The sequence below is a fragment of the Lacinutrix sp. MEBiC02595 genome, assembly GCF_053601555.1.
In genome coordinates this window covers 757,400-771,197 of sequence record NZ_JBSHNU010000243.1, presented here as the reverse complement: position 1 = coordinate 771,197, position 13,798 = coordinate 757,400, and the positions used below count along the sequence as shown (strand labels likewise).

At 31.3% G+C, this 13,798-nt stretch carries 14 protein-coding genes and 1 tRNA gene; 5 read left to right on the top strand and 10 right to left on the bottom strand.

Going from position 1 to position 13,798, the window contains the following annotated elements; translation table 11 throughout:
• Nucleotides 1–55: 55 nt before the first annotated feature.
• From ACVCZW_RS17040 to ACVCZW_RS16995, 10 genes are all read right to left on the bottom strand, one after another.
• Nucleotides 56–754 (bottom strand): porin family protein, encoded by a 699-nt coding sequence (locus tag ACVCZW_RS17040; RefSeq protein ID WP_452232990.1) that lies wholly within the window; start codon nt 752–754, stop codon nt 56–58.
• 63 nt (nt 755–817) lie between these two features.
• Nucleotides 818–1,303, bottom strand: coding sequence for an ExbD/TolR family protein (locus ACVCZW_RS17035; RefSeq protein WP_452230891.1), 486 nt, complete (start codon nt 1,301–1,303; stop codon nt 818–820).
• A gap of 20 nt (nt 1,304–1,323) precedes the next feature.
• The gene (locus tag ACVCZW_RS17030) at nt 1,324–1,956 is read right to left on the bottom strand and encodes an ExbD/TolR family protein (protein WP_452230890.1); all 633 of its coding nucleotides are present in this window, start codon (nt 1,954–1,956) and stop codon (nt 1,324–1,326) included.
• 1 nt (nt 1,957) lies between these two features.
• Nucleotides 1,958–2,398 (bottom strand): hypothetical protein, encoded by a 441-nt coding sequence (locus ACVCZW_RS17025; protein ID WP_452230889.1) that lies wholly within the window; start codon nt 2,396–2,398, stop codon nt 1,958–1,960.
• Between the two features lie 30 nt (nt 2,399–2,428).
• On the bottom strand, nt 2,429–3,199 hold the full coding sequence (locus tag ACVCZW_RS17020; protein ID WP_055443845.1) for a MotA/TolQ/ExbB proton channel family protein: 771 nt from the start codon (nt 3,197–3,199) through the stop codon (nt 2,429–2,431).
• 163 nt (nt 3,200–3,362) lie between these two features.
• Nucleotides 3,363–3,450 (bottom strand) — tRNA-Ser (locus tag ACVCZW_RS17015).
• Between the two features lie 75 nt (nt 3,451–3,525).
• A complete protein-coding gene (locus tag ACVCZW_RS17010) occupies nt 3,526–4,557 on the bottom strand; it encodes an asparaginase (RefSeq protein ID WP_452230888.1) in 1,032 nt (343 codons plus the stop codon).
• Nucleotides 4,558–4,661: 104 nt separating this feature from the next.
• Nucleotides 4,662–5,429: a TatD family hydrolase gene (locus ACVCZW_RS17005; protein WP_452230887.1), complete on the bottom strand. Its 768-nt coding sequence runs from the start codon at nt 5,427–5,429 to the stop codon at nt 4,662–4,664.
• A 42-nt stretch (nt 5,430–5,471) separates the two neighbouring features.
• Nucleotides 5,472–6,218, bottom strand: a complete 747-nt coding sequence (locus ACVCZW_RS17000) for a tetratricopeptide repeat protein (protein WP_452232989.1) — start codon at nt 6,216–6,218, stop codon at nt 5,472–5,474.
• 4 nt (nt 6,219–6,222) lie between these two features.
• Nucleotides 6,223–6,804: an RNA polymerase sigma factor gene (locus tag ACVCZW_RS16995; RefSeq protein ID WP_452230885.1), complete on the bottom strand. Its 582-nt coding sequence runs from the start codon at nt 6,802–6,804 to the stop codon at nt 6,223–6,225.
• A 153-nt stretch (nt 6,805–6,957) separates the two neighbouring features.
• Between ACVCZW_RS16995 and ACVCZW_RS16990 the strand changes: the two genes are divergently transcribed.
• From ACVCZW_RS16990 to ACVCZW_RS16970, 5 genes are all read left to right on the top strand, one after another.
• Nucleotides 6,958–7,398, top strand: coding sequence for a hypothetical protein (locus tag ACVCZW_RS16990; RefSeq protein WP_452230884.1), 441 nt, complete (start codon nt 6,958–6,960; stop codon nt 7,396–7,398).
• Between the two features lie 77 nt (nt 7,399–7,475).
• Entirely contained in the window at nt 7,476–8,492 is a 1,017-nt protein-coding gene (locus ACVCZW_RS16985) for a hypothetical protein (protein WP_452230883.1), read from the top strand.
• Between the two features lie 248 nt (nt 8,493–8,740).
• Nucleotides 8,741–10,702, top strand: a complete 1,962-nt coding sequence (locus tag ACVCZW_RS16980; RefSeq protein WP_452232988.1) for a PKD domain-containing protein — start codon at nt 8,741–8,743, stop codon at nt 10,700–10,702.
• 47 nt (nt 10,703–10,749) lie between these two features.
• Nucleotides 10,750–13,326 carry a CHAT domain-containing protein gene (locus ACVCZW_RS16975; protein WP_452232987.1) on the top strand — a complete coding sequence of 859 codons (2,577 nt, stop codon included), beginning with the start codon at nt 10,750–10,752 and terminating at the stop codon, nt 13,324–13,326.
• Nucleotides 13,323–13,766, top strand: coding sequence for a retropepsin-like aspartic protease (locus tag ACVCZW_RS16970; protein ID WP_452230880.1), 444 nt, complete (start codon nt 13,323–13,325; stop codon nt 13,764–13,766). The genes ACVCZW_RS16975 and ACVCZW_RS16970 overlap by 4 nt, the downstream gene beginning before the upstream one ends.
• Nucleotides 13,767–13,798: the final 32 nt, after the last annotated feature.

Sequence of the window (13,798 nt, the reverse complement as noted above, 5' to 3'; positions counted from 1 at the left end):
CTTTGAGAATAAATAACTTTCAAGCAGCACTGAACAGACAATTCAATTATCGCACTTATAGTAAATAAAGCATCAACCCTATTTTTACTGCATGCATATCTAAACTTGTGCTATCCAATTGTGCATCTTTATTAAATAGGGTGTTTAATGCATAATAGAAGTGAATATTCCAGGTATTATAACCTGCGCTAATGGTAAAACCATATTGCAACTTATTGAAGTCTTTAATACCACTATGTTTAATAGTAGTGTCACCAACAAATTTTGAAGAGTTGGCTAGCACATATCCCAATTTAAATCCAGTGTATATCCTCCAGAATTTATATTCGGTTGGTGTAGAAGTTCGCCATCTAAATTCAATGGGAGCTTCAATCATATAGGTTGTAAATTTATTCTTAGTATACGATGTTTCACTATCCTCTAAAACCGTGTAGGTATACTTACTATCACTATCCTTATCTATCAACATATTCTGATTAAAAGAATTACTAGAAAGACCTAAGCCTACACCAATAGCAACATTACGGTTTACGTTAATTGGCATGTCTTTAATGTATCCTAAATGAAAACCACTAGAAAACCCACTTTGTGAAACGCCCTTTGGTCTTTGCACCAATAAATTATAGGTAACACCAATATAAAATTGATCTTCTTTATATAAAGAATCGACCTCTTGTTCTACAGATTTTTCTTCTTGCGAAAAAGAATTGGTTAGACTAAAAAAGCACAGTACAATAAAAATAATATGTTTCATTTGCTACAAAAAAAAGGCGTAATGATTTCTCAAAACGCCTTTTAATAAAATTAAGATTTATAATTATTTCTTTAAACCTTCTAAGGCATTACCTTTTCTAGTTGTATAATTAATTTTTAATGCGTTTACCTTACGCAATTCTTGTTTGATATCTGTTACCAATCCCATGTTTGCTTTACTATCTACTTTTAGAGCAGTAGTAAGAAAAGGTACTTCTTCTTCTCTTTTAGCGGCTCTTTCTGCAGCAATAAAAGCAGCAATGTCTTTAACATCAGCAAACTTATCGTTTAGCTGTATTCTAGCCTCACTTCCATATTGACTTTTGTAATTTGTACTAGGTTTACCAGCATAAATATACATTACCAAACTCTTTTTATCTAGTTTTTCAACTTGATCTGCTTGAGGTAATTTATTCTCAATCATTAAAGTGTTTTGTCTCATAACAGTAGCTACCATGAAAAAGAATAATAACATAAATACAATATCTGGTAAAGATGCCGTATTCACTGCTGGAATTTCGCCTCCTTTTTTCTTTTTAAATTTAGACATATTTTATTTAAGTTTTTTATCTAATTAGACTTTGGCTCTGCTTCAGAGAATTTTTGAGGAACAAGTATTTTAATTTCCTCTAATTTCACTTTAAGTTTTGCTTTTGTTGCAGGTGTTGTTCTTGCATCTGAATATGCATTTTCAGCCTCAATAAAGTTCATATCTAAAGTAGGAAATGCTCTTTTAAATTCTCTATTTCTTAACTCATTATAAGCAGCAATAATTTCATTTTGAACTGCTATATACGTGTCATACTCCGTGGCTCTATCATTCTGTAAAGAAATAATTGCTTTATCAAAATTATCAGAGGACCTTGGGTTCTTCTTTCCTTGGCAAAATTTACAAGCATTATCTCCTGTTCCTGCTCCATTATCTAGAAAAGTAACAGCGGATGCACGCAAATCTTTGATTTCAATTCTTTTTTCCTCTCCACCTGTCTTTAAAAACAACTCGTTTTTTCTATTAACTTCTAATTGAAAAATGTTTTTCTCTTTAATAATAACATCTTCATCAGAATCCTCCATTGGTGGAAGTTTTCTAGTTAAACCAGAATCTGTTTCGATAGTTGTTGTTACTAAGAAGAAAATAAGGAGTAAGAAAGCGATATCAGCCATCGATCCTGCATTTACTTCTGGTGCTGCTCTTTTTGCCATCTTATTTAATCATTTTTTTAACCGAAGATAGTAACATAGTTCCTATTGCTATTATACCAAGCGCATAAAACATATATATACCAGCTCCTATTAATTTAGAATCTCCTGCAGAAAGCATTTTACCTTCTCTCATTGGTGTTTCTTCTCCACTAGCTAAAACAAAGTAACATATGGCGAATACTACTAAAAAGGCTCCAACAGCCATCAACGCACTTTTAAGCATTGCTGGATGTGTGAATAAGTTTTTTAGAGTAAATATAACCACTAAAGCTATAGTAACAATAAAAATCGCATAAGCTATATACATAAACGTATTTACTGTACCGCCTGACTCCCCTGCTTTAACAGCTTCATCACCTGCACCAATAATTCTAATTAGGAAAAACATGGCTATTACACCAATTAGTCCTACTATTATGGTAATTATTTTTTGTGAATTCATAATATAATTTAAAAATTAGAATTATTACTATTACTTCTTATATCTTGATAACATATCCATTAAGTTAATAGAAGAATCTTCCATATCATTAACGATACTATCAATTTTTGCAATGATATAATTATAAAAGATTTGAAGTATAATTGCAACTACAAGTCCAAATACGGTTGTTAAAAGTGCTACTTTAATACCACCTGCAACAAGTGAAGGCTGCATATCTCCAGCTGCTTCAATTCTATCAAAGGCTTGAATCATACCAATTACAGTTCCCATGAAACCTAACATTGGTGCTAATGCAATAAATAAAGAAATCCAAGATACGTTTTTCTCTAATTGACCCATTTGAACACCACCATAAGCTACAACCGCTTTTTCGGCAGCTTCTAAATCTCCGTCTGCTCTATCTAATCCTTGATAGAAAATAGAGGCAACAGGTCCTTTTGTGTTTCTACATACTTCTTTAGCAGCTTCTAAACCACCTGATTGTAATGCGTCTTCAACGTTTTGCGTTAATTTTTTTGTATTTGTACTTGATAAGTTTAAAAAGATAATTCTCTCGATAGCAATTGCTAATCCAAGAATTAAACATAATAATACGATTCCCATGAATCCTGGTCCACCTTCAATAAATCGTCTTTTAAGTTCTTGGTGAAATCCTTCTGATTCAACTGTTGCTGCATCTGCTGCATCATCTTGAGTGGTAACAACTGTTGTTGCAATAGTGCTTGCATTAGTTGTTGCATTTGCTGTTCCGAATGCCATAAAACATACTATGGCTAGAATTGAAAATAATCTTTTCATTGGTTCTTGATCTTAATTTTATTAGTTAAAGTGTTAAAGATATAAAAAAAATGCAATTAAAAAATAAAAAAGCAGCTTATACGGAAGGAAATATTATTATTATTTGATCCTATCTATATAAAACAACAAAAGAATTTTTAAATAATGTACAAAAACTCTTTTGCAGAGAGGAAGGGATTCGAACCCTCGATACGCTATTAACGCATACACGCTTTCCAAGCGTGCGCCTTAAGCCACTCGGCCACCTCTCTCTAATTTTTAATCCTTTATTACAGTGGCTCAAATAACAAAAAAAAGTTTAGATGTTAAAATTTTGACAGTTAATTTTAAGCCATTTCTCCTCTTAATGGAGTTTCGAATGTGATTTTGAAGGTTTTAGGCATAATTTTTTGTCCTAATAAATACATAAGTTTACAAATAGCGGCCTCTGTTGTTATGTCTTTTCCTGAAATTATACCTATTTTTTTAAGTTTTTCGCTAGTTTCATACTGCCCCATGGCAACACTTCCACCAGAACACTGCGTAATGTTAATAATATGCACTCCTTTTTTAATGGTATTTTCTAACAATTCAATAAACCAATTTTCAGTAGAACAGTTTCCTGCGCCATAGGTTTCTAAAATAACCCCTTTTAAGTTTGGGGTAGAAAAAATAGATTCTAAAAGTGCTTTTGAGATTCCTGGAAATAGTTTTACTAGCGCAATGTTTTCGTTGAATTTTTTAAAAACTTTAAGCTTTGCTCCTTTTTTGGGCTTTAATAAATGCTCCTTATTTACTTTTAAATGCACTCCTGATTCTGCCAAATCTGGATAATTTAAGGATGCAAATGCTTCAAAATGCTCTGCATTAATTTTAGTAGTTCTATTTGCTCTATATAATTTGTACTCAAAATATAAACCGACCTCTTGAATAACTGGTTTATTATTTTTTTGTAAAGCCGCTATTTGTATAGAGGTTATTAAATTCTCTTTAGCATCTGTGCGTAAATCACCAATAGGTAATTGCGATCCTGTAAATATGACTGGCTTACTTAGATTTTCTAACATAAAACTTAGAGCAGATGCCGTGTAACTCATAGTATCACTACCATGCAAAACTACAAAACCATCAAATTGACTATAATTCTCTTCTATAATTGTAGCGATTTGCGACCAATATTCTGGATTCATATTACTAGAATCTATTGGTTCGTCAAATGAAATAGCTTCAATTTCACAATCTAACAAATTGAGTTCCGGGATTTTATTCGATAAATTTTTAAAATCAAAAGCCCTTAAAGCTCCAGTTTTAGAATCTTTTATCATTCCTATGGTTCCTCCGGTGTATACTAAAAGTATGCTTGGTTTTGTTGTCGACAATTTGATTTACAATTTAAAAATTCACTAAAGTTATTACGGTCTGCACTGCCATGGACCAAACATTATATTTATTTCCTCAAATTCCGCAGAAAGGCTTACTACATTTAGATTCCGAAAACATGTTCTGAATTCGCTGTAGTAATGGCAGCTATTTTTTCTTCGGAAACCGCATAAATTTCGGCTAGTTTCTCTACTACTTTAACAATATAACTACTTTCGTTACGCTTTCCTCTGTATGGTTTTGGTGCTAAATATGGGGAATCGGTTTCTAAAACAATATGCTTTACATCTATTTGATTTAAAAACTGATCTATCTTTCCGTTTTTAAAAGTTACAACGCCACCAATTCCTAATTTCATGTTATAAGAAATTGCTTGTTTGGCTTGTTCTAAAGTTCCTGTGAAACAATGAAAAATTCCGAAGAGTGTATCGTCTTTTTCTTCCTCTAAAATTTCAAAAATTTCATTAAAAGCATCTCTACAATGAATAACTATAGGTAACTTATATTTTTTCGCTAATTTAATTTGATGTCTAAAAGCATCTTGTTGTATCTCTAATGTACTTTTATCCCAATATAAATCAATACCAATCTCACCAATAGCAACAAATTTTCTCTTGGCAAGCATTTCTTCTACATGCGCAAGTTCTTCTTTATAGTTTTCTTTTACGTGCGTAGGATGTAAACCCATCATTAAATGCACGTTTTCCGGAAAATCCGTTTCTAATTGTAGCATCGATTCTGTGTACGTAGAATCTATTGCTGGAATAAAAAAACGGGTAACATTTGCTGCAATAGCACGTTGCATCATTTCATTTCTATCTACATCAAAATCCTCGCTATATAAATGTGTATGTGTATCTGTAATTATCATTTTGCAAAAATAGCTAATTTAAAATCGTATCGCTTTCGCTTATTATTCTAATTTATTTAAAAGTTGCTGCGCTTGACGATAGTCGTCTGCTCCTTCCGGAATTTGTTTCAACCATTTTATAGATTCTTCTTCTTTTTCTTGTTTAAAGTTACTTAACGCTAAGTACCAAGTTGCTTTGTTTTTATATGCAGAATTACTTTTGGCTAAATCCAGTAAAATAGGTTGAGAAATCTCAAACTTATCCAATTCAAAATTAGTCACGGCATAATATAATTGATATTCCTTATTATCTGGTTCTTCTTGAAGTAAGTCCTCTAAATAACCAGAAGCTTTTTCGTATTCTTTATTATTAAACGCTTTAGTTGTTTTAATTAGTAAACCAATATTTCCACCTCTAACCGTTAGATCAATTATACCATGCTCATTATAATCACTATAAGCAGGTTGGTTCATTTTATTAAAAGTAACAATACCAAACATCAAAACGACACATGCAGCAATGGCATATTTTAAAAGATGAAATGAACTATCTTTTTTCTTTTCTTCGGAAGTATTTTTAGTAGCTCTAAAATGTGTATTAGAAATAGACTTTAAGTTCGATTTAAAAGCTTCTGTTTCTTCTTCATTTTTAAATTTATGTTCTAAAAACCCAGATAACTCTTTGTACGTGTTGAAGCTTTCTTGAAAAGCATCTTCAGTTTCTAATCGGTTTTTAAAAACTGTATTTTCTTCCGCAGATAATTCTCCTGCCAAATACGCTTCAAATAATATATAATCTTCTTCTTTCATTTTGCTAATAATTAAGTTGGTTAAATTGTGGCGACTCTTGAACCAGCTTGGTTAATTTACCAATACAAAGCGATTTCTTTTTTCTAGCATAGGCATACGTTACGCCTAAACTTTTGGCAACTTCTTCCATAGATTTTATTTTAAAAGTTGCTTTTATTAAGTCTTTACATGCGTTTCCTAACTTTTGAAACATGGTATTAAATAACTCTTGTTTTTCACCAAATAAGGAAGTTTCAAAAGCTAACTCTTGTGAGTCGTCATCTTTAGATAGTACTTCTTCATTTATTGTTACCTCTTTATTGGTTTTCTTTTTTAATTCGTTTAACCATTTACGTTTACATAGTAGAAAAAAGTACGCATCAAAAGGACAAGTTAGTTGTAGCTTTTTTTGACTAGCCTGATTATATATAGTAATAAGTGTTTCTTGAATTACATCTTGTGCTTGATCGGCATCTCCACTATTTTGTTTTATGTAATTAATAACCTTTGGCACAAACCTATCATAGATAGCTTGTATAATAAAAGAGTTGTTTTTTAATAATCCCTCTATATATTTTTGGTCTTCGTGTATTTTTTTCTCACTCATAAACCCTTTTGTTTTCGGTTGATTGCCAACGAATTTAAAAAAACTTTATAAAAAAAGGGTAACAATTTTTAAATGCTTTTGATATAAGGTTGTAAAAGCCAAACAGGCATTCAATAAAAAAACAAATTATAAATCTATAAAAATTTAGAAACCATGAGAAAATCAATTTTAATTATCGCGACAGTAGTATTTAGTTTATTAAACGTTAACGCTACAACAAGTAACACCATTCTTAACACTACAACTGAAAACGTAGAAATTGCAAAAGACGACTTAATACAAGTCTATGATTGGTCCGTAAAAACTACAAATGGCGAATTTTCGGGAACAGCATTAACCTTATTTGATGCAAAACGAATGGCAAATATTGTTGGTCAAGCAGAAGTTGTTTTAGAAAGACAAATAAACAGCTATTACATGCTTGCAAGTGAACTAAACAAAAAAGAATCTAGACTGTATTACTGGGAAGTAAATAGCAAAACAGCAAAAGCACAGGGATTTGCTTCTACAGAATTTACTGCAAAAAGGATGATTCAACTAGTAGCAAAAGGAGACATCATTAATTATAAAATAATTGCTAGTAGCCCAAAATAAAAATCAAATCTAAAAACCGGGTAACAAAAAGAGTACCCGGTTTATATAAAGATGTATAACGATTAAACCTATAAATTATGAAACATTTAAATCAACAATTAAAAATTAGAAATGTGGTAAACAACACATTAAAGCAAGTATTTGGAAGCTTAATTTTTGCAACTATACTATTTACAAGTTGTAACCCCGATGACGACGGCTCTTCTACCACAGTACAATACGTCCCAGATGCAGATGCATTTACCCAATTAAAAGATCAAGCTTTAGAGAATGCAACACAAACTTTTCAGTTTAATGCAGACGATGGAAACATAACACTTACATCGGAAGCTGGAGTACAAATAAACATTAATGCAGATTGCCTAACCTTAAACGGAGATGCAGTAACTGGACAAGTAGATATAGAATTTATAGAATTATTTGAAAAAGGAAGTATGCTTACTACAAACAAACCCACCATGGGAAGATTACCTAATGGAGATAAAGCGCTATTAATTTCTGGTGGTGAGTTTTTTGTGGAAGCTACACAAAATGGAAATGTATTAGCTACAAATTGTAATTTACAAATGGTTATTCCTGCAAGTTTAACTGGAGGAGCAGATACAGAAATGACTTTATGGGAAGGCCAAATAGACAATGAAGATAATCTAACTTGGGAAGAATTATTACCTGGTGTAGATGACGAAGAAATGTTTGTTGAAGATGAATCGTATTATGTTTTTCTAAATTTTGGTTGGACGAATGTAGATCGTTTTTATAGCGACACGAGACCTAAAACACCAATTCAAGTACAACCTCCTGCTGGATATACTAACTTAAATAGTGCTGTTTATTTATCGTATGATGGTGAAGCTCCTGCATTAGCCAATCTAGATACTTTTGATAATGCTACAAATATTTTTAGTGAGCATTACGGACAAATACCAATTGGTTTAGAATGCCATGTGATTTTTGCAACAGAAGAGAACGGCGTATGGAGATACGCTATAAAAGCGGTAACTATAGTTGCCAATGACGTAATTACTTTTACATTAAACGAAACGAATACAGGTACAGAAGCTAGTTTAACTGCATTAATAAATGCACTACCTTAAAAAAGGGGGTATTTAAATTTATAAAAGAGCAGAAAACTTATTTTCTGCTCTTTTTTGTTATCTAGAACTAAATAAAAATTATATATTTTTCTATAACAAATACAACTTCATACTACAAACAAAGCCTTTGATAGATTGAAACCGTTACTTTATAAAATCATAGATTTATTTTAATGTTCCTTGAAGTATATTGGTCATCCTTTTAAATTATCCTATTTTGTATCCTTAAATGCTTTAATCTAACTTATATGAAATTTACTACATTATTATGTTGCCTTATTTTTTCATGGCATTCTTTTTCGCAAGAAGCACAAGTAATAGATACTTTAAGACGAGTAGCAATTATTGAGTATAACACCAATGGAAATGAAGTAAACTTTACTCCAAATGCTCCAGAACTAAATCAGATAGCAGGAGCGCCAAAAGCTTTTTATACGCATTATTGGGAATTTGGAGATGGCGAATATAGTAAAGAAACCAATCCGAAGCATACCTACAAAAAAGCTGGAGACTACGAAGTGAAACTATGGTCTACTAATAATTACGATACCGGAAAGCCACCAACTTCTAGACCTAAAAAGCTAAGCATGGCAAAAGATGCAGATACCCAAAGCTATAGCGAAGTGGCTAGCATGACTGCAAATCTCGATCTGCAACGCAACACAGAACCAATGCCAGAAGAAGAAATTGTAGTTATTTTGAGTTATAAAAACACAAAAGAATATGCTACAAATGGTAAACTACACTTGTTTTACAACGAACAAAAATACCAAGCCAATAATTTTGAGCTAACAGATACCAGAACATACCATAACGAAAGAGAAAGTTTTGCATCCGACTTTGTATATACCTATGATTATGATAATAAGGAAAGCGTAGTCGCATCTATTGAAGACAATATTGCCAAACTACGTTTAAAGTTTCAAGACAGCACAGAAAAAAGCAACCTACCACTTACTTTAGAAAGCTCTAAAGCATATTATAAAGATGCAAGTGTTTTAGAATTTGACAACATGAAACCAAACGAAGAACGTCATGTATTCTACACGTTAAAAACGACACCAGAAATGCTTAAAGACACTAGTGCTATTATTTCTGTTCGTGGTGTATATATTCCAGATGACAATTTTGACAACCATAATGTAAAAGACATGGAAATGGAGATTGTAACTTCTCATGATCCTAATAAAATGTCTACCTCCGCAACATTTCTAAATTACAGATTGGTTCGTTTTAAACGTCCGAAATTTAAAATTAAATTTCAAAATAACGGAGAAGGTCCTGCAAGTACTATTCGCTTAGAAACAGACATTCCAGATATGTTTGATAAAACTTCCATTCTTGTAGAAGACATGTATCCTAAATGTAAAATTTGTCCGAAACGCGAAGTAGAATATAGTTGTCTAGACACCACCTTTACAGAAAAACAAGCAATCTTTACCTTTAAGAATATCTACCTTCCTGGAAGCGAACAAAAAAATGTAAAAGAATATGATTCTACTAAAGGATTTGTAAAATACAGCTTGAAATTTGGCAAAGATTTTCACAAACAGAAAACAAAAAGCAAAACGGCTATTATTTTCGATAAAAACGAACCTATAATCACCAATTATTCTACAACACGCTTTCTTCCTGGAATATCTATTGGAGCAAAAGTTGGTTATAATTCGTATGCCAATCTAGAAAATTCTAAAAGTTATTTTGTTGGAGCAACAGTATCTCCTTACAAGTCATACAGATGGTATTGGCAAGTAGAATTATTAAACAGCTTTCATAGTTACGACGGGAATAAAACGGTAACCGTAGAAGAAATAGACCGTCCAGATTTTATTGGTAGAGAACGAACCACTACTTTAAATAGTTACGATAATGTAGACTGGGAAATCCCCGTTTTAGCGCGATATAACGTAAACAATTACATTGGCTTAGGCGCAGGTTTACAAGCTGCCTTTTCATTAAGTGAGAAAACGGAAAATAGCATTATTATAGAACAGGCAGAAAATATTAATGGTATTGATTTTGGCCCATACGCTACCATAAACGAGTCCTCAAACAAAACTAGTAACTCGTTTAATAATTTTAGAACCGGATTATTATTGGAAGCTACAGCTGGATTTGCTAGAATTGGACCAAGCGTTGGTGCTCGCTATGTACTTAATTTTAAAGAAGACTTTAATTACTTGCAACTATATGCTATCTGGAAATTCTAGAGTCTATAAATAATGCATTAATACGTATTTAATTTTTAATTTTATAAATGAATAGAATCCTCTTCATTATATGTTTTTTTGCCTTCGGAAATGTTTTTTCTCAAGATCTGGAAAATGCTATTTATGAAGCAACCGAAATATTTAATGACAACAAAAGTGAAGCTTCACTAATTCATCTTAATGAAAAAATAAGTGTTTTTGAAAGTAGAATAACTTCTGAAGACGAATATTTCGCTTTCATTAATCTACTAGCAAACAAAGCCTATTACTTAGATGCCAGTAATAAACAGCAACAAGCAATTGCAACGTATGAAAAAGCTTGGACGCTTTACAAAAAACAGGAAGTTTACAATTATGATATTACGGAATACTGCCTAATTCCGCTAGGTATTTTATACCATAAAACGAAAGATTATACCAATGCTGAAAATATTATTAAGCAATATATTTTTCTTGCAGAGCAACAGAACAATAATAGCCATAAAATAACAGGAACCATCAACCTTGCTAATCTATATCAATCTATTGGTAGTTATGCACTAGCAAATGAAACAGCAAATAAAGGTTTACAGTTTAAAGACATAAAAGCCTATCAGCTAAAAAGACTAAAAAGCTTAAAATCAAGAAGTGCTTTATTTTTAAATAACAATGTTGTTATTATAGACAATGGTGACGTTTTTTCTAGAAATTTAAATAAAGAATCGGAAATAGATATCACTTTAAAATACGAACAAGCTCTAAAAAACAAAGACTATAAAGCAGCACAAAAAAACTTCTACAAACTTAAAAACAAAAAACCTAGAAACATACTATCTTCTAGAGATCAAGCAAAATTATTTTTTCAGGAAGGACAACTTTACTATTTATTAAAAGACACTTTACAAGCAAATAGATATGCCCACTTTGCTTTAAAAACATTGCTTCCAGGATTAGAAGATAAAAAGCTACCAACCAAAGAAGCTTTATATCCGGAAAACACCTTTATAGATCTTTTTGATTTATTAGCAGAAATACAAACTAGTCCAGAAAAAGCATTGGCTTGTTATGATTTAAGTTTTTATGCTTCGTCTTTAATAGAACAAAATATCACTTCACAAAAAGGGCAACTTATCAACCTTTATGCAAACCGAGTACGTAGTGAAAAATGCTTGAATATCTTATATCAATTACAAGCAACAACAGACGCTACAAACTATACAGAACGTGCTTTTCAGTATGCAGAAAATCAGAAAGCAAGTATATTAAAAGATATTAAAACTAAAAAATCATTATTAGAACTTCATCCAGAAGATAGCTTATTAATTACTCAAAGCAACCTTGTTAAGCAAGAAGAGAGATTAACCAATAAATTAATAAACACACCTATTAGTAATGCTTCGGCTGAAGAAAAAAACACATTAAGACAAGAACTTAATGCGGTAAGTATTGCTTTAAAAACCCGCAACAATGCCATTGATAAAAAATATGCAGTTCTTAAAAATAGTGAAGCCCTTCCTTTTGAAGACTTAAAGAAAAAACTAACGCAAGACCATGCTGTTTTAGTAGAATATTTTTATGGTAAACACGACCTCTACCAGTTTATATTTTCAACCAAAACAGCCAGCTTTCACCGAATTCCATTAAATGAAGAAACAAATAATGCAATCTCTACTTTCATTACTTATTTTGGTTCCAGCGCAGCCATAAATAATGATATTTTAAAGTTTACTGAAGATGCATTTACTTTATACAAAACACTGCTTTTAGATAAAATAGCAGACCAAGAAAATGTTATTATTATTCCAGATAGCAAACTAAACTTTATTCCATTTGATGCTTTATTGACTGCAAAAACCACAAGTTCATCCTTTTCTAAAATGCCTTTTTTAGTGAAGAAACATAAACTAGTCTATAATGCAAATGCTTCCATTTACCTAAACCAAAAAAATACGAACAAAAAAGGATCTCTTTTGGGTGTTTTCCCTGTTTTTGAAGGCACAAATCAAGAATTAATTTATTCTAAAAAAGAAGCGGAAAGCATAGAAAAAATTATGAACGCAGATCTGCTTTTTCAAACACAAGCAACCAAAAGAAACTTTATAGACAAAGCTACTAACTATTCTATTCTTCATTTATCGACACATGCAAAAAGTGGTAATTTTCAAGAACCTGCAAGTATCGATTTCTATGATGAAACTTTAACTATAAACGAGTTATATAGTTTAAACATGAATGTTAATCTAGTTGTTTTAAGCGCTTGCGAAACCGGAGTTGGCACATTACAAAAAGGAGAAGGAGCTTTAAGTATTGCTAGAGGATTTCAATATGCTGGAGCAAAAAACGTATTATTTTCGCTATGGCAAATTAATGACTTAGCTACTTCACAAATCATGACTTCATTTTATAAAAATTATAATAAATACAATTCTGAATTTATAGCAAACAATACTTCAAAAATAGAATACCTTAATAATGATGAAATAAGCAACATTAAAAAATCGCCTTATTATTGGAGTGCTTTTGTTTACTATGGCACCATATCCCAAAAAACAAAAATACCTTTCTTATTATATTCTATTATAGCGATACTTTCTCTAATATTACTTGTATTTTTATTCCTTAAAATAAATAGAAAAAACACATGAAAACTTTACAAGAGTTTTTACTAAAGCAAGAGTATTTAAAAATAAAACTAAAGCTTACGAAAACAAATCATTTTGAAATAAAAGCCTCCATAAATGGTGTAAAAGGACTTTTCATTTTAGATACCGGAGCGTCTAGTTCTTGCGTTGGTTTTGAAGCTATAGAAAATTTTAAACTAAAAGTAAAGGATTCTGAAATTAAAGCAGCCGGAGCAGGAGCTACAAATATGCTAACGCAAATTTCTAAAAAAAATAAAATAAAGATAGGTCGTTGGAAAAACGAAAAAACACCACTCATACTATTTGACCTTACCCATGTTAACACAGCACTCACAAATCATAATGCAAAACCAGTAGATGGTATTATAGGTGCAGACATATTAAAAAAAGGAAAAGCTATTATAGATTATGAAAAGAAATATTTGTATTTAAAAAAACCTTAAATAACTAAACAAATTTCTTACATTTACGAGTA